This is a genomic window from Polaromonas sp. P4_F4 (genome assembly GCF_056401355.1).
On the sequence record NZ_JBFUJO010000009.1, the window covers coordinates 93,252 to 109,380 of the forward strand.

Genomic DNA, 16,129 nt, shown 5'->3' on the forward strand with positions numbered 1-16,129 from the left:
ATGCGCGGCCCGTTATGCCGCCGGCTTGCCGCTGCCCCGTGGCTTTTCAGCTCTCGGCGGGACGTCCGGCACGCCACTGGCTGGCAGCGCCCCAGGCCAGCAACGCGGCGCAGCCTGCCAGTCCGGCCCACTTGGCCAGCGTGGCGGCCGTCATTGCCAGCCCCGCCAACACTTCTGCCTGGGGAAGAAATGAAGCCGGAAACCAACAAACAATCATCACGGTGAACAGGTTTTCTGCCAGATCGGCCGCAACCATGAGCAAGCCGCTCAGGCCCAGGAGATTGAGCGCCGCCGACGGCCGCTGAAAAGCCCGGCGCAGCCCGGCCACGCGGGCAAACGCCCAGGTCATCCCGCGCGAAACAAGGTAGGCGTAGGCGGCGATCACGCCCAGATCGGCCAACAGTGCCCCCGCCACGGACCCAAAGGCAGGCAGGCTTGCCGTGGGGTAGGTCCACGACAGCCACCAGCCGACCTGCCAGCGCGCGAGCGCCAGGTTGGCGGCTGCGGCCTCCGGCAGCGCGGTGACAAGAACCTTCAGGCATTGCCACAGGGACATCGTGCCCGGGGAGATGCCCCCGCTCAACAGCCCGCCGGCCGCTGACCAGAAAGCCAGCAGCAACAACGCCGCGACGGCCAACCCGAACAGCGGGCGCGATTTGACCCACACCGTGTCGGCGGGAAAGGACAGCTTCAATTGCGCGACGCAGGGGTGCTCTACCGGGTAGGCCGGCAAGGTGATTCCGCTCGGGTCTTCCACCCCATGCGGATTGCGCTGTTGCAGGCCGGTCAACGCCCAGAGGGGTGTCTCGCGGGTCTCGCTGTGCACCTGCGGCACGGCCATGAAAGGCGGCAAACCGGTCGTCGTTCTCTGGGCGTCCAGCACAGCCTGGGCATCCACCTGGCCCAATGCGGTCAACAGGCTGGCCGGCAAGCGCAGCCCGCACGCCACAGACTCTTCCAGCATCCATTGCAGCGACTCATTGGACAGCCGCGCGGCCGAGGTGACGTAGCCGCCGCCCACGTCACAGTGCGCGCCTGAAAACCACAGCTGCCGGATGCTTTGCCCGTGCGCCGCATAGTCGAAAGCCGGGTCGATGTAATAGGGACGGGGCTCGAAGGAGCGCCGGTACTCGTCCAGCGCCAGCGCCTGGCGCACATGATGGAAGCGCTTGCCCACGATGGTGGGCGACGCGGTGATGGTCCGGCTGAGGAAGGGCGCACCGACGGATGCCACGGTATCCCACACGCCGACAAACCAGATCGGGGCAAACCGGCTGTCACCGGCGCAAAACAGCTCACTGATCTGGTCCCTGATCCGCCGGTACTCGTCTTTGCCTTTTTCCCGGTCGGAAAAATAGACATGCAGGAGCGTGGGTACCAGGCCGTCCATTTCGGGCCGAAGCAGACCGAATTGCGTGACCAGGCCGCCAATGCAGCGCGCGGTGAAGGCGCCGCGTGAAAATCCGTACAAAAAAATCTGGTCACCGGCCCGGTAGTGGCGCATGAGAAACAGGTAGGCCTCGGCGATGTTTTCGTAGATGCCCTTGCCAAACGCCAGCCCGTACAGACGTTCGTAGCGACGACTGATGCTGTCCGACACCGTCGCGCCCGGCAACTCGCCCGGGTTGCCCACGCCGGGGTCGTAATAGAGGAGCTGGCCGCCGGCTTCAGGTGCCAGCAGGTCGCACAGCTTGGTCACGTTGGTGTCGTGGCTGCCACCCGTGAGGTTGTTGTTGGTGCCGTCGCAGCAAACGATCAATTGCCTGGGTGTCATGGGCTTTCCTCCTCTTGCCACACTGGACTTCGCATCCCCATCGCATTGCACTACAGCACGCAAGCATAGCCACAGACCCGGTGTTTACAGCGTCCACGCCTGCGCTTCAAGCCGTTCGGGCAATATTCACCGGCAGACCGGACGCAGCCAGCCCGTGGCGCCATTGGGCAGTTGCGCAGTTGGGCAGTGGGGGCCCTCCGCCTGGCATCACAATACCTGCATGGCTGACGTGCGGTTTTGGGATATTTTTTGCAAGGTCATCGACAACTTCGGGGACATCGGCGTGTGCTGGCGCCTGGCCTGCGACCTGGCCTTGCGCGGCGACCAGGTGCGGCTATGGGTCGATGATGCGTCGGCATTGGGCTGGATGGCCCCCGACGGTTGCGAGGGCGTTCGCGTGCTGCCCTGGCGCGAGCCGCTGGACCTGGCCACGGCCGCGCTTGACCACCAGCCATCCGACGTGATGATCGAAGCCTTCGGCTGCGAAATTGCGCCTGAATTCATAACTGCTTGCGCCCGGCGTGCAGGGGCTGGCGGCAAAAAACCTGTCTGGATCAACCTCGAATACCTGTCCGCCGAGCCCTATGTGGAACGCTGCCACGCCATGCCTTCACCCGTGCAGGGCGGACCGGCCGCCGGCTGGATCAAATGGTTTTTTTACCCCGGCTTCACTCCTTCGACCGGAGGCCTGCTGCGCGAGCCCGGCCTGGCTGAACGCCAGGCCGGGTTTGACCGCGCTGCCTGGCTGGCAGCCCAGTCCATCCCATGGCGCGGCGAAAAGCTGGTTTCGCTGTTTTGTTACGAGCCGTCCGCGCTCCCAGGCCTGCTGGCGCATTTTGCGGCGCACGGCCTTGAGGGCCAGCCGGTGCGCCTGCTGGTAGCGGCCGGACGGGCGGGGAATGCCGTGAAAGCCGCTTTGAGTCATGAAAATTGGCCCCAACCCGTGGCAAACGGTCACAAATTGCTATCCATTTCACACCTGAAGCTGCTGCCACAAGCGCAGTTCGACCACCTGCTGTGGGCCTGCGACCTAAATTTTGTACGCGGTGAAGACTCCGTGGTGCGCGCCCTCTGGGCCGGCAAACCTTTCATTTGGCAAATCTACCCACAGCACGATGACGCACACCAGGCCAAGCTGCACGCCTTTCTCGACATGCTGGATGCCCCTCCTTCATTGCGGGCCTTTCATGCGCACTGGAATGCGGACGAAATCGAACTGGCCGGCGGTGCCTGCCCGGCGCCGGACTTGCCGGCGTGGCAAATAACCACACTGGCAGCCCGGTCCCGCCTGCTGGCGCAGGATGATCTGGGTTGCCGCCTGCTCGAATTTGTGGCAAAAAACCGTTAAAATCAAAGGCTTTGCGGATCAGCCTGTTGGGCGAGCCGCACAACCCGCCGCAGAACCGCACACAGGTGCAAGCGTTCGGCGGCCTACCCTCAAGTAGAACTGCTATGAAAATCGCTCAAGAAATACGCGCTGGCAATGTCATCATGCACGGCAAAGACCCGATGGTGGTGCTCAAGACCGAATACAGCCGCGGTGGGCGCAACTCCGCCACCGTGCGCATGAAGCTCAAAAGCCTGATCGCCAACTTCAACACCGAAGTCGTGTTCAAGGCCGATGACAAGATGGACCAGGTCATCCTCGACAAGAAGGATTGCACCTACTCCTACTTCGCCGACCCCATGTACATCTGCATGGACTCCGAGTACAACCAGTACGAAGTCGAAGCCGAAAACATGGGCGACTCGCTGAACTACCTGCAAGACGGCATGGAACTCGAAGTGGTGTTCTATGACGGCAAGGCCATTTCCGTCGAGGTGCCTACCAGCGTCCAGCGCGAAATCACCTGGACCGAGCCCGCCGTCAAAGGCGATACCTCGGGCAAGGTCCTGAAACCCGCCAAGATCGCTACCGGCTTTGAAATCGGTGTGCCGATTTTTGTGGCGCAAGGCGATGTCGTGGAAATCGACACCCGCACCGGCGAGTACCGCAAGCGCGTGTAAAAAGAGGGCTTGCCCTCGGCTCAAAAAGGCTCCTCACGGAGCCTTTTTTACTTCAGGCTGACCCTGCACGCCGCCGCCCCAATCGTTGACAATGGCTTATGGACCAAACACAAGACTTATCCGGCAGCCGGCTGGCTGATGCCTGGGCGGAGCTGCAGGCGCATTCCAACCAGGGTTATGCCCTACACGCAGATGCCAACCGGCTGGCATTTGCCGACCCGGAATTTTTACTCCGGCGCGAAACCCGCGGTATCCGTTTTCAGCTGGAGTTGCTCAAACCCGACCTGGAGCAGCACGAGCAAGGCATTGAAAACACCATCGTGGTGTTCGGCAGTGCGCGATTCCCCGCACCCGAACAGGCCAGTGTGAGCGTGAAACTGGCCGAGGAAAGCGGCGACGAGGCGGCGCTCACGCTGGCCCGCCGCCATGCGCGCAATGCGCACTACTATGACCAGGCACGCCTGTTCGCGCGCCTGGTTGCGACCTACAGCAACCATCGCCCGCCATCCGAGCAACTCTTCATCTGTACCGGTGGCGGCCCCGGCATCATGGAGGCGGCCAACCGCGGTGCCCAGGAAATGGGAGCGCTGACGGTGGGACTCAATATTGTGTTGCCCCACGAGCAATCGTCCAACCCCTACATCTCACCTTCAGCGAACTTCAAGTTCCACTACTTCGCCCTGCGCAAAATGCATTTCATGATGCGCGCCAAGGCGCTGGTGGCTTTTCCAGGGGGGTTCGGAACGCTCGATGAACTGTTCGAGGTCATCACGCTGGTGCAAACCGGCAAGGCCAAGCCGGTACCCATCGTGCTCTTCGGTTCCGAGTACTGGAAGCGGCTCTTCAACTTTGACGTACTGATCGAAGAAGGCGCGATTTCACCGGAAGACCTCAAGCTGTTCCAGTATGTCGACGAGCCGCAGGCCGCCTGGGACGCGATCAAGGGCTTTTACCAGCTATAACGACGGCCGGTGCTTTCGCGTTCGCCCGGCGGCGCTTGTTCCCCGCGGCGATGCGCGGCGCAGAAACACCGCCCCGCTCTTTCACTTCGTGTAAGACGGTGCGTCACGCGGGTCACCGCCGAGGCGGACTCTGCCCGGAGTGCCCGTCATGGGATGGCAGGCTGTGCTGCAGCAGCCAGGCCGTGCGCGACCCGGCTCCCACCAGCGCACCGGTGGCCCAGAAGACACCCGCAATGCCTACCAGGGCGCCGGCGAAACCAAACAGCATGGGCATCAGCACACTGGAGGCATTGATCGCCATCAGCCGCAGCCCCAGCGCCTCGCCGTGGCGCGCTTCCGGTGTGATCTGGTGCAGCATGCTCATGATCATGGGCTGTACCGTGCCGAGGGCAAAGCCCAGCAGCACCGAGCAGATACCCATGCCAAGCGCCGACTGCATCAAGGGGTAAATCGCAAACAGGACTGCCGTCGCCAGCATGGCGCCCGCCAGCACGCGCCACTCCCGCAGGTGGGCGGCCAACAGGGGCATCAGCATGCGGATGACAGCCGCGGCGACGGCAAAGGCCCCCAGGATGGAGCCGATGACCGAGGCGCTGATGCCTCGTTCAAAACCTAGCACCGGCACGACAAAGGTGTGCACATCCCAGCAGGACGACAAAAACCAGTTCACCAGCATGAGTCGGCGAAACGTGGATTCGCGCAGCAGGTCCCAGGCTTTGGGTTGCGTGCCACCGGTCGCCGCGATCACCGGCGGCAGTTCACGCGTCCGCCGGACCAGAAACCAGCTGGTGATGGGCAACACCGCCATCAGGAAAAAAGCCGCCCGATAGCCTTCCAGGCTGCCGGGCGCGGCTCCCGCATGGTCGATCAGCAGCCCGGCCGTGAAAGGCCCGACAAAATTGGAAACGGCGGGGCCAATCGACAGCCAGCTGAAAACCTGCCTCAGTTGCAAAGGCCCGGATGCCGCGCGCCCGACATGGCGTTGCAGTGAAATAACCGCGGCCCCCGTAGCACCGCCTGTCAGCAATGCGGCCAAGCACAGCACCGGGAACACCGGAAAGGCCACGGCGGCGCTGGCACCTGCCACGGCGGCCATCACACTGAAGCCCATGGGGCGCTTGAGGCCGTGCCGATCGGCAAAGCGGCCTGCAGGCAGGGCCAGAAACACCTGGGTCACGGCAAAAAGCGCGAGCAACACACCAACCGCCGCAGGACTATAGCCTTCACGCAGCGCCAGCAGCGGTGCCGCCATGCGTGTGCCGGCCATGCAGGCATGCAGGCAGATCTGCGCCAGGATCAGGCGGGCCAATTCACGGGTCATGCAGGACCGGTCATAGGGGACGGGTCATGCAACGCAAGGCAACGCAACTCAACTCTCATCCAAATCCTTGTCCATCGGAATCAGCCGGGCCGACTCGGCGTCCGGCAAGGCCTCGACATTGCGCAGGGCCTTGCCCATCACACGGCTGCGCTGCTCGGCGCTGCTCAAGGTGTTGAGGACGGTTTCGGTTTGCGATTTCACCTTGGCCAGCACATCACCGAACTTGCTGAATTCGGTCTTCACCGCACCGAGCACCTGCCACACTTCGCTGGAGCGCTTTTCAAGGGCCAGCGTCCTGAAGCCCATCTGCAGGGAGGTCAGCATGGCCAGCAGCGTCGTGGGGCCGGCCAGGGTGATGCGGTGGTCGCGCTGCAGGCTCTCCATCAGGCCGGGGCGGCGCAGCACTTCCGCGTAGAGGCCCTCCGTGGGCAGGAACAGGATGGCGAAGTCGGTGGTGTATGGCGGCTCAATGTATTTTTCAGATATCGACCTGGCTTCAAGCCGGATCCGGACTTCCAGCGCCTTGCCGGCCACTTCCGCGCCCAGCACATCGGCGCGCTGCTGCGCATCGAGCAGGCGCTCGTAGTCCTCGTTGGGAAATTTCGCATCAATCGGCAACCACAGGGGATCGCCGGCGTCGGACCGGCCCGGCAGCTTGATGGCAAAGTCGACCGGGTTCTTGCCGCCACGCCGGGTAATCACCTGGGCCGCGTACTGGTCGACCGTGAATACCTGCTCCAGCAGGGCCGACAGCTGGGCCTCGCCAAAAATACCGCGCGTCTTGACATTGGTCAGCAAATGCTTGAGGTCGCCCACGCCCTGCGCCAGCGTCTGCATCTCGCCCAATCCTTTGTGCACCTGCTCAAGCCGATCTGCCACCTGCTTGAAGCTCTCGCCCAGTCGCGTCTCCAGCGTGGTCTGCAGCTTTTCATCCACCGTCTTGCGCATCTCGTCGAGCTTGGCCGAGTTGGTCTGCTGCAGTTGCGCGAGCTGTTTTTCCAGCGTTTCGCGCACCTCGACCATGCGCCGGGCATTGGACTCGCTGACGGATTGCAGCTGCGTCGTCAGGGTATCCGACAAGGTTTTTTGCAGCAGCGCAAGTTGCTGCGCAAACGCATCGATCTGCGTGTTTTGCGTGCGTATGGCTTCGGCGCTCTGCTGCACCAGCGTCTGCTGAAAAGTGGCAAAGGTGCTCGCAAGTTCCTGGCGGCCGTTGCGCGCACTGTCGGTGATTTCGCGCCGCAGTTCACGCTCCACGCGGTCGTGGCCCGCCGCCATGCCGGCCAGCAATTCGGTACGGCCACTGTCGGCGGGCTTGCGCACCAGCAGCCAGACCAGCAACAGCAGGTTGGCCAGCAGCAGAATGATCATCAACCAGTAGTCCATCGGGTCTGCAGTTCGCTATTTATGTTGCTATTTATTGGACAGTCAACACCGCAGGATTCAGCGGAGTCAGGGGCTTTTTTCCATCGAAGAAAGCGATCAGGTTGTCTGCCGCCAGGTTGGCCATCGCCAGTCGTGTGGGCACGGTGGCGCTGGCGATGTGGGGCGTCAGCACCACATTGGGCACGGTCAGCAGATCAGGATGCACCTTGGGTTCGCCTTCGAACACATCCAGACCGGCAGCGGCGATGCGCCTGTCGCGCAGGGCGGCGGCCAGGGCGGCGTCATCCACAATGCCGCCGCGCGCAATGTTGATCAGCGTGGCCGTCGGTTTCATCAGGGCCAGCTCGGCCGCGCCTATGGTGTGATGGGAGGCCGGCGAGTATGGCAGCACCAGCACCAGGTGGTCGGCGGTCTTGAGCAGCTCCTCCTTGCTCACATAGCTGGCCTTGCATTCAGCTTCCAGTGCGGCCTCCAGGCGCGAACGGTTGTGGTAAATCACCTTCATGCCAAACCCGAGCGCGCCACGTTTGGCGATGCCCTGCCCGATGCGGCCCATGCCCAGAATGCCCAGTGTGGCGCCGTGAATGTCGGAGCCGGCAAACATGTCGTAGCTCCACTTGGTCCACTTGCCGGCCCGCAGGTAGTGTTCGCTCTCGGTGATGCGACGGGCGGTGGCCATCAGCAATGCAAAGCCGAAGTCCGCCGTGGTTTCCGTCAGGACATCGGGCGCGTTGGTGGCCAGCACCTTGGCCGCTGTCATGGCATCGACATCAAAGTTGTTATAGCCCACCGCCATGTTGGCGCAGATTTTGAGCCGGGGGCAAGCGGCAAGGACCTCTGCGTCAATGCGGTCACCGCCGGTGGTGAAGGCGCCGTCCTTGTCACGCAGACGTTCAGTGAGTTCAGCCTTGGACCAGGTTTGATCGTCCTGGTTGGCCTGCACCTCGAAATGCTGCTCCAGGCGGGCGATCACCTCGGGAAAGACGGCTCGTGCGACCAGAATTTTGGGTTTGCTCATGAGAATATCTCGACTTTCTTTGCTTGAACGGTTGAATGGTTGGCTTGAATGGTCAATCTGAAATGGTTGACTAGAACCAGATGAAGGTCATGATGATGAACAGCGGAATCAGCACCGCGCCCGACCAGGCCATATAGCCAAAAAAGCCGGGCATCCGCACGCCGCGGTCTTCTGCGACGGCCTTGACCATCAGGTTGGGCGCATTGCCAATGTAGGAGTTGGCACCCATGAACACCGCGCCGGCCGAAATGGCCGCCAGCGTAGGAGCCATCGCTGTCATCAGCGCTTGGGGGTCGCCGCCCGCCGTGTTGAAGAACACCAGATAGGTCGGCGCATTGTCCAGGAAAGAACTCAGCGCCCCAGTAGCCCAGAAGTACATGGCCGGATCAGGCTGACCATCGGGCCGCGTCACGGCCGAGATGATTGCGCTGAACGGGCCATGGATGCCCGCCTTGAGCATGGCGATGACCGGGATGATGGTCAAAAAGATGCCGGCAAACAGCTTGGCAACCTCCTGCATCGGCCCCCATGAAAACTGGTTGTCCTCATGAACGCTGGCCGGCGTGATGCGCAGGGATATCAAGGTCACCACCACGAGGCCGGCGTCGCGCAGCAGGCCCGGCAGGCCCACCTCGGTGCCCAGCACATTGAACACCACGGCAGACTTCCAGAAGCCGCTGAGAAGCACCAGCGCCACGATGGCGGCCAGCAAGCCGAAGTTCGGCGTCCCGTCAAAGCCGATGGCACGGGTGTCGGGCGTGGGATCGACCGGCAGCACCCCCTCCTTGCTGTAATACCAGCGATCCAGCAGGTAAAAAATACCCAGCAGGCTGCCCGCCAAAAAGAACGTTTCCGGAAAGATGTGGCTGACGGTCCAGAAGAAATCGACGCCCTTCAGAAAACCGAGAAACAGGGGCGGGTCTCCCAGCGGCGTCAGCGAGCCACCGGCATTGGACACCAGGAAAATGAAGAACACCACCACATGCGCCTTGTGAACCCGGTTGTCATTGGCCCGAATCAGCGGGCGGATCATCAACATGGACGCGCCGGTGGTGCCCATCAGGCTGGCAAGCAGGGTGCCGATTGCCAGAATCGCGGTGTTGAGGCCCGGGCTTCCATGCAGGTTGCCACGAATGAAAATGCCGCCGGAGACGGTATACAGCGCGGTCAGCAAGACGATGAAGGGAATGTATTCGGCCAGCAGCGCATGCACAAAACTGCTGCCCGCCAGAGCCGGACCAAATACGGCGGCAAACGGCAGAAAAAATGCCAGCGTCCAGGCCGCGGAAACCTTGCCGAAATGGTGATGCCAAAAATCCGGAAGCACGAGCGGCATCACGGCAATCGACAGCAAAATGCCCACAAAGGGGATCGCCCATATCCAGGGCAGCCTGGTACCGTCGATCTCGGTGGCCAATGCCAGCCCGGGCAAACAGCACAGCAGGGCCAGGGCGGCACACCAGCGCAAAACTCTCATTGTTGTCTCCTCATTCTTTTATTCATTTATTCAACTTCTCACCAGAGCTTTCGTGGCAGGCATGCCCCCGCGCTCGCTGGCCAGCGGGCAAAGCCAGGCCCTCGCCAGGTAGCCATTGCGCCTGGCGAAACGCCGGATACCGGCATCAGCCAATCTCGAAGACCTGACGCAGATAGGCCAGGTACTTTTCGTCCTCGCACATGTTTTTTGACGGCGTGTCCGAGAGTTTGGCTACCGGCTGGCCATTGCAGCGGATCATCTTGATGACGATCTGCAGCGGCTCGTAACCGAGGTCGTTGGTCAGGTTGGTGCCTATGCCGAAAGCCAGCTGGCAGCGCCCCCTGAACTGCTGGTACAGCTCAATGGTGCGCGGCACGGTGAGCGCGTCGCTGAAGATCAGCGTCTTGGTTCTGGGATCGACGCGGTTTTTGACGTAGTGCGCCAGCATGCGCTCGCCCCACTCGAACGGGTCGCCGCTGTCATGGCGGGCACCGTCAAACAGCTTGCAGAAGTACATGTCGAAATCGCGCAGGAAGGCACTCATGCCGTACACGTCCGACAGCGCAATCCCCAGGTCGCCCCGGTACTCCCGGGCCCATGATTCAAAACCGAAGACCTGGCTGTCCCGCAGCCGCGGCCCGAGTGCCTGGCACGCCTGCAGGTACTCGTGCGCCATGGTGCCCAGCGGCGTCAGGCCCAGCTTCATGGCAAACAGCACATTGCTGCTCCCCGCAAGCTGGCCCGACATGCCCGTGCCCAGGCGGGTCACCAGCGTGCGCAACACCTCCTCGTGCCAGACCTTGCCGAAACGCCGGCGCGTGCCGTAATCGGCGATCTTGAGCTCGCGCAGGCCGTCTGCCTGCAACTCCAGTATCTTGGTGTCCAGGCGTTTGCGGCCTTCCGTCAAGTCGGGCTGCTTTTGCGTATTGCGAAAGTAGACCTCGTTGATGATGGCCAGCACCGGAATTTCAAACAGGATGGTGTGCAGCCACGGGCCCTTGATGGACACCTCGATCTCGCCGGACGGCAGGGCCATCACACTCACGTATTTCTCGTTGAGCCGGAAGATGCCGAGAAAATCGACAAAGTCGCTCTTGATAAAACGCATGGCTTTCAGGTAGGCTAGTTCGGCATCCTGAAAGCGCAAACTGCACAGCCCGCGGACTTCTTCGCGAATCTCGTTCACATACGGTGCAAGGTCGCCTATGCCGGACGCGCCGGCATTGCGGCACTTGAACCGGTACTCCACCTCGGCACCGGGAAACTGGTGCAACACCACCTGCATCATGGTGAACTTGTACAGGTCGGTGTCGAGCAGGCTGGTGATGATCATGGTGAAGGCTTTGCCGCGTGACGGGATCGAAATGGAGATGGTCAGGTGCCGAGCAGGTCCACTTCAAAGAGCAGGGTGGCGTTGGGCGGAATCACCCCGCCGGCGCCGCGCGCACCATAGCCCAGGTCTGCCGGAATGATCAGGCGGCGCGTGCCCCCCACGGACATGCCCTGCACGCCCTCGTCCCAGCCGCGGATGACCTGGCCCGCACCGAGGGAGAACTCGAAAGGCTGGCCGCGGTCCTTGCTGGAGTCGAACTTGGCGCCCTGCACGCCGCCGTTGTAGAGCCAGCCGGTGTAATGCACCTTGACATGCTGCCCCGCCTTGGCAATGGCACCGGTGCCCAGCACGGTGTCTTCATATTGCAGTCCTGATGAAGTGGTAGTGGTAGTCATATCGATGTCCTTTTGAAAATGGAAAAAAATGAGGAGGAAAAAGAGGGGAAGCAGCCAAAAATCCCGAAAAAAAAAGAAAAACCCATGGAAGAGCACAGGCGTATTTTCACGAACCCCTGACTTTACCCGCAACCAGCCGAAGCACCCTGTCGGCGCTGGCGGCCAGCAGCTGGTTTTGCTCCACCACCAGCATGGGCATGCCGTTTGACTTGAGGGCCAGCAAGGCATCGCGGATGGACTCCACCAGCACCGGCGCAATGCCTTCGCAAGGCTCATCGAGCAGCAGGATTCGCGGCCCGGTCATGAGCGTGCGGGCAATGGCCAGCATCTGCTGCTCGCCACCGCTCATGTGGGCTGCGGGCCGCTTCAGCATGGTCTTGAGCACCGGAAACAAATCGAGCGCCCTGGCCTCATGCGCCGCCGCGTCCCGGCCTGCGGCCACCGCCAGATTCTCGCGGACCGTGAGGCCGGTGAAAAGCCGCCGGTCCTCGGCCACATAGCCCAGGCCTGCGCGCGCCCGCCGGTATGTCTCCCAGCGCCCAATGTCGGCGCGGCCCGCTTCCGTCTGGTAACTGATGCGGCCCTCGGTGCGCACCTCCAGCCCCATCAAGGCTTTCAGCAGCGTCGACTTGCCGGCCCCATTCAGGCCCTGCAGCACGACAAATTCCCCCTGCCGGACCTGCAGCGAAATGCCGAACAGCGCCTGCGCAGGGCCATAAAAGGCATTGAGCCCCTCCACGTCCATTTGCACGTCCATCTGCACGTCCATGTCCATTTGCACGTCTGCCTGCCCCGTTTGCACGCCAATTTGCAAGCCAAGCGACACGTCAGCAGGAACATCCGTGCGCACCTCAGGCATGAGCAGCACCCTCACCCAGATAGCGCCTGCGCACCGTGCTGTCGCGGGAGATCTCCTCAAATGAACCCTGCGCCGCCAGCCGCCCCTCTATCAGCACCAGCACCCGGTCGGCCACACCTGCCACCGCATCCATGTTGTGCTCCGTGTAGAGCACGGCCATCCCCTGCCCGGCTTGAGCCGCCAGACTTTTGACCAGATGCATCAGGCCCGCCCGCTCTTCCTCGGCCAGGCCGGCGGCAGGTTCGTCAAGCAGCAGCAGCCGTGGGCGTGCAGCCAGCGCCACAGCCAGTTCCAGCCGCTTTTTGGCGCCATAAGGCAGGCTCAGCACCGGCGCATCGGCCAGCGCCCCTAGGCCGGTCTGCGCCAGCAGCGCCTGCGACGCCTCGCGGGACTGCCCATCCAGGCGCTTGAACGCGGAAATCGCGTGCCCCCCTTTACCCACTTGACCCACTTGACCCGCTTGACCCGCCTGCGCCGCCAGCTGCACATTTTGCAGCGCCGTGAGGGCTTCGAAAACCTGCGCGACCTGAAAGGTGCGTGCCACGCCGCGCGCCAGACGGGCAGCAGGCGCCAGCCGATCCAGCGCCTGGCCGTTCCACATGATGTGGCCGCCGGTGAGCGGATATTGGCCTGCAATGCAGGCAAAGCAGGTCGACTTGCCGGCCCCGTTGGGCCCGATCAGCGCCACGCACTCGCCTGCCGAGACCTGAAAGCTCACGCCATCGACCGCCCGGATACCGTCAAAGTGCTTGACCAGTTGCTGAACCTGCAGCATCAGCCCGCCCTCCCTGTTGCACGGTCGGCGGGGCGGGGGCGGGTACGGCTGCCCAGCAGACCCAGCAAACCCGACGGTGAGGCCACCATCACCAGCATGATGAAGACACCCAACAACCCGCGCCAGTACGTCACTTCACGGCCCAGTTCGGCGCTGGCGTAGCTCAGCACGGCGCTGCCCACCACGGCGCCCCAAAGCTGGTGAACGCCGCCGAGCAAAACCACCAGCAAGGCATCCACCGAGGTAGCCACCGCGGCGATGGAGGGAAACACCGCGCCCTTGTGCGCGGCAAACAGGCCGCCGGCAAGGCCTGCCAGCACCGCACTCTCCAGAAAGACGCGGTACTTGAGCCAGCCCACGGGCAAGCCGGAAGCGGCCGCCCGCGCGGGCGCGTCGCGCACAGCTTGCAGCGCCGCCCCCATGACCGACCGGCTCAGCAGGCGCAGCGCCAACACGCAAGCCAGCGCCAGCACCACCAGCAGCGCGAAAAACAGCGGCCGGCCCTCCTCTTCCACCAGGGCCAGCCCGATCAGGCCGTTGTCGCCTCCGGTGAGGCTGACCCACTGGGTGGCCCCGGCCCAGATCACCTGTGCCAGCGCCAGCGACAGCATGGCCAGGTACACCCCGGCGCTGCGCACCACCGCAGCGCCAAACACGGCGGCGACCACCAGGGCCGCAACGCAACCCGTCGCCAGGGCAACCGGCAGCGATGCACCCCACAGGCTGTGCGACAGGGCCGCACCATAGCCGCCCAGTGCAAAAAAAGCGGCATGGCCAAAGCTGACCAGGCCGCCAAGCGCCATCATCGACTGCAAACTGATGCCAAAAATCGTGAGGATCAAGGCATCGGCGGCCAGCGTTTGCCAGTAAGGCCCACCCAGCCAGGCCAGGCCCGACAGCAGCGCCACCACCGCGACAATGGCGCCGGTCCAGAAGCGCCCCAGACCCAGGCCGCGAAACCGCTGCGCCGGCTCGCGCACGCCCTCCAGCGAAGCCACCGACAGACCATTGAGCCCCTGGGGCCGGAGCACCAGCACCGCCGCCATGGTCAAAAAGACGATGACCAGCGTGGCCTGCGGAAGCACGGCGATGCCCAGGGCATGCACGAGGCCGATCAGCAAGGCCGCCACAAACGCACCCCCTATGCTGCCCAGGCCGCCCGTGACGACCACGACAAAGGTCTCCACAATCACGTTCATGTCCATTTGCAGGTGCGCCGGTTCACGGGGCAACTGCAAGGCCCCGCCCAGACCCGCCAGCGTGCAGCCGAGGACCACCGCACCCAGCATCAGCGGTTTGGGATTGACACCGAGCGCCGCCAGCATGGCGCGGTCTTGCGTGGCGGCGCGCAGGCGCCGGCCAAACAGCGAGTGACGCAGCAGCAGGTGCAGGCCCAGCCACACCAGGGGGCCCAACGCAATCATCACGAGCTGGTACACCGGAAAGAACTCTTCGCCGATCTGCAGTGAGCCTTTCAGCCCCGGAAAGCGCGGCGCAAACACCTCGTCGGGGCCAAAGCCCCACTGCATGGCGTCATGCAGCGCCAGCGTCAGGCCGAACGTGGCAACCAGCTGGTACAACTCCGGTGCCCCGCTCATCCGCCGCAGAAGAAGGAAATCGGCCAGAGCGCCTACCAGTCCGGCGCAGGCGGCGCCCAAAAGAATGGCCAGCAGATAAAGCGGCGCACTGTCTCCCCAGGCGGGAAACCACTCGGTGACCCAGTGCGCCGTGAACAGCGCACCCAGCATGAAGAAACTGCCATGCGCAAAATTGACGATGCGCGTGACGCCGAAAATCAACGTCAGGCCCGCCGCCATCAGGAACAGCGTGGTCGCGTACGACAGCCCGCCCAGCAGCTGGACCACGGAAACCGTCACGCGATCACTTCTCTGGAGCACATAGGAGGCGAAGCGTCTCGCAAGCCGCGGCCTGCAAGGCCTCGATAGCTACACGCCGTGAGCAAGCGTGGGCTTCAATCCAGATCAAGCCGGGGCCGCGGAACCGGCTTTGCCGGGCCGCAGGCGCAGCGGCCCCCTCGGGGGGCAGCGCAGTACGCGAAGCGACAAGCGTGGGGGCCACTAATCAAGCCAGGTCGTGAATTCAGAAGCCGCTACCCGCGGCGTGCGGAAGGTATTGACCAGCGCCGCCTCGTCCGCATAACCCAGCGACATACCGCAGACCAGCATCTCGTCAGCCCCCGCGCCGATGTGCGGCAGGATGATTTTGGCAAAGCCGTTCCACGCCGCCTGCGGGCAGGTGTGCAGGCCATGGCCGCGCGCGGCCACCATGAGGCTTTGCAGGAAGGCGCCATAGTCCAGCAGCGAGCCGCGCCCCATCACGCGGTCCAGCGTGAACATCAGGCCCACCGGTGCATCAAAAAACCGGAAGTTGCGCTGGTGCTGCGCATGCATCCTGTCCTTGTCGCCTTTGGTGATGCCCAGCAGCCCGTACAGGCCCCAGCCGTTTTCACGGCGCCGGTCGATGTAGGGCGACACCCATTTTTCGGGGTAATAGTCGTATTCCTCCTTGTACTCGGCGGCCAGTTCAGGATTGGCCCGCAGGGCATCATGGGCGCGGCAGACCTTGTCCACCAGCGTGTTGCGGGCGGCGCCCTGCAGCACATAGACTTTCCACGGCTGGGTATTGGTGCCCGAGGGCGCGCGGCTGGCGATCTCCAGCAGGTGCTCGATGGTGGCGCGGGGCACCGGCGTCGGCAGGAAGTCGCGCATCGACTGGCGGCTTTCGATGGCGTGGTCCACCGCGTTGACGGGATGGGCAAACACGCTACCGGAGGCGTCGATTGCGGCAAAGTCGCCGGCCAC

General features: G+C 63.4%; 14 protein-coding genes. 3 read left to right on the forward strand and 11 right to left on the reverse strand.

All coding sequences use genetic code 11. The annotated features are described in order from the left end of the window. Positions 1-46: 46 nt before the first annotated feature. Positions 47-1,774, reverse strand: coding sequence for a DUF2235 domain-containing protein (locus AC1DUR_RS11830; RefSeq protein ID WP_477717436.1), 1,728 nt, complete (start codon positions 1,772-1,774; stop codon positions 47-49). Between the two features lie 220 nt (positions 1,775-1,994). On the opposite strand from AC1DUR_RS11830, the gene earP reads away from it, so the two are divergent. From earP to AC1DUR_RS11845, 3 genes are all read left to right on the forward strand, one after another. Then, entirely contained in the window at positions 1,995-3,122 is a 1,128-nt protein-coding gene (gene earP / locus AC1DUR_RS11835; RefSeq protein ID WP_477717437.1) for an elongation factor P maturation arginine rhamnosyltransferase EarP, read from the forward strand. A gap of 104 nt (positions 3,123-3,226) precedes the next feature. Next, complete coding sequence (efp, locus tag AC1DUR_RS11840) at positions 3,227-3,781, forward strand: elongation factor P (protein WP_477717438.1); 555 nt, start codon at positions 3,227-3,229, stop codon at positions 3,779-3,781. A gap of 98 nt (positions 3,782-3,879) precedes the next feature. Continuing rightward, complete coding sequence (locus AC1DUR_RS11845) at positions 3,880-4,743, forward strand: LOG family protein (RefSeq protein ID WP_477717439.1); 864 nt, start codon at positions 3,880-3,882, stop codon at positions 4,741-4,743. Between the two features lie 112 nt (positions 4,744-4,855). On the opposite strand, the gene AC1DUR_RS11850 is transcribed toward AC1DUR_RS11845, so the two are convergent. The 10 genes from AC1DUR_RS11850 to AC1DUR_RS11895 all read right to left on the reverse strand — a co-directional run bounded on the left by AC1DUR_RS11850 (position 4,856) and on the right by AC1DUR_RS11895 (position 16,108). Then, positions 4,856-6,064, reverse strand: a complete 1,209-nt coding sequence (locus AC1DUR_RS11850) for an MFS transporter (RefSeq protein WP_477717440.1) — start codon at positions 6,062-6,064, stop codon at positions 4,856-4,858. A gap of 48 nt (positions 6,065-6,112) precedes the next feature. Beyond that, entirely contained in the window at positions 6,113-7,450 is a 1,338-nt protein-coding gene (rmuC, locus tag AC1DUR_RS11855) for a DNA recombination protein RmuC (RefSeq protein ID WP_477717441.1), read from the reverse strand. Positions 7,451-7,481: 31 nt separating this feature from the next. Then, complete coding sequence (locus AC1DUR_RS11860) at positions 7,482-8,468, reverse strand: 2-hydroxyacid dehydrogenase (protein ID WP_477717442.1); 987 nt, start codon at positions 8,466-8,468, stop codon at positions 7,482-7,484. 70 nt (positions 8,469-8,538) lie between these two features. Next, positions 8,539-9,945 (reverse strand): sodium:proton antiporter, encoded by a 1,407-nt coding sequence (locus AC1DUR_RS11865; protein WP_477717443.1) that lies wholly within the window; start codon positions 9,943-9,945, stop codon positions 8,539-8,541. 145 nt (positions 9,946-10,090) lie between these two features. Further along, positions 10,091-11,278, reverse strand: coding sequence for a nicotinate phosphoribosyltransferase (pncB, locus tag AC1DUR_RS11870; RefSeq protein WP_477717444.1), 1,188 nt, complete (start codon positions 11,276-11,278; stop codon positions 10,091-10,093). Between the two features lie 41 nt (positions 11,279-11,319). Further along, positions 11,320-11,673: an FKBP-type peptidyl-prolyl cis-trans isomerase gene (locus AC1DUR_RS11875; protein ID WP_477717445.1), complete on the reverse strand. Its 354-nt coding sequence runs from the start codon at positions 11,671-11,673 to the stop codon at positions 11,320-11,322. A 106-nt stretch (positions 11,674-11,779) separates the two neighbouring features. Further along, positions 11,780-12,448: an ABC transporter ATP-binding protein gene (locus AC1DUR_RS11880; RefSeq protein WP_477717527.1), complete on the reverse strand. Its 669-nt coding sequence runs from the start codon at positions 12,446-12,448 to the stop codon at positions 11,780-11,782. Positions 12,449-12,524: 76 nt separating this feature from the next. Next, entirely contained in the window at positions 12,525-13,307 is a 783-nt protein-coding gene (locus tag AC1DUR_RS11885; RefSeq protein ID WP_477717446.1) for an ABC transporter ATP-binding protein, read from the reverse strand. Further along, positions 13,307-15,184: an ABC transporter permease gene (locus AC1DUR_RS11890; RefSeq protein WP_477717447.1), complete on the reverse strand. Its 1,878-nt coding sequence runs from the start codon at positions 15,182-15,184 to the stop codon at positions 13,307-13,309. Before AC1DUR_RS11890 ends, AC1DUR_RS11885 begins: the two co-directional genes overlap by 1 nt. 201 nt (positions 15,185-15,385) lie before the next feature. After that, positions 15,386-16,108: a nitroreductase gene (locus AC1DUR_RS11895; protein WP_477717528.1), complete on the reverse strand. Its 723-nt coding sequence runs from the start codon at positions 16,106-16,108 to the stop codon at positions 15,386-15,388. Between the last annotated feature and the right edge of the window lie 21 nt (positions 16,109-16,129).

Excerpts from the sequence above, each read along its gene's own strand:
- AC1DUR_RS11830 (WP_477717436.1), bottom strand. The coding sequence starts at position 1,774 with ATGACACCCAGGCAATTGATCGTTTGCTGCGACGGCACCAACAACAAC.
- earP (WP_477717437.1), top strand. The coding sequence starts at position 1,995 with ATGGCTGACGTGCGGTTTTGGGATATTTTTTGCAAGGTCATCGACAAC.
- efp (WP_477717438.1), top strand. The coding sequence starts at position 3,227 with ATGAAAATCGCTCAAGAAATACGCGCTGGCAATGTCATCATGCACGGC.
- AC1DUR_RS11845 (WP_477717439.1), top strand. The coding sequence starts at position 3,880 with ATGGACCAAACACAAGACTTATCCGGCAGCCGGCTGGCTGATGCCTGG.
- AC1DUR_RS11850 (WP_477717440.1), bottom strand. The coding sequence starts at position 6,064 with ATGACCCGTGAATTGGCCCGCCTGATCCTGGCGCAGATCTGCCTGCAT.
- rmuC (WP_477717441.1), bottom strand. The coding sequence starts at position 7,450 with ATGGACTACTGGTTGATGATCATTCTGCTGCTGGCCAACCTGCTGTTG.
- AC1DUR_RS11860 (WP_477717442.1), bottom strand. The coding sequence starts at position 8,468 with ATGAGCAAACCCAAAATTCTGGTCGCACGAGCCGTCTTTCCCGAGGTG.
- AC1DUR_RS11865 (WP_477717443.1), bottom strand. The coding sequence starts at position 9,945 with ATGAGAGTTTTGCGCTGGTGTGCCGCCCTGGCCCTGCTGTGCTGTTTG.
- pncB (WP_477717444.1), bottom strand. The coding sequence starts at position 11,278 with ATGATCATCACCAGCCTGCTCGACACCGACCTGTACAAGTTCACCATG.
- AC1DUR_RS11875 (WP_477717445.1), bottom strand. The coding sequence starts at position 11,673 with ATGACTACCACTACCACTTCATCAGGACTGCAATATGAAGACACCGTG.
- AC1DUR_RS11880 (WP_477717527.1), bottom strand. The coding sequence starts at position 12,448 with ATGGACATGGACGTGCAGATGGACGTGCAAATGGACGTGGAGGGGCTC.
- AC1DUR_RS11885 (WP_477717446.1), bottom strand. The coding sequence starts at position 13,307 with ATGCTGCAGGTTCAGCAACTGGTCAAGCACTTTGACGGTATCCGGGCG.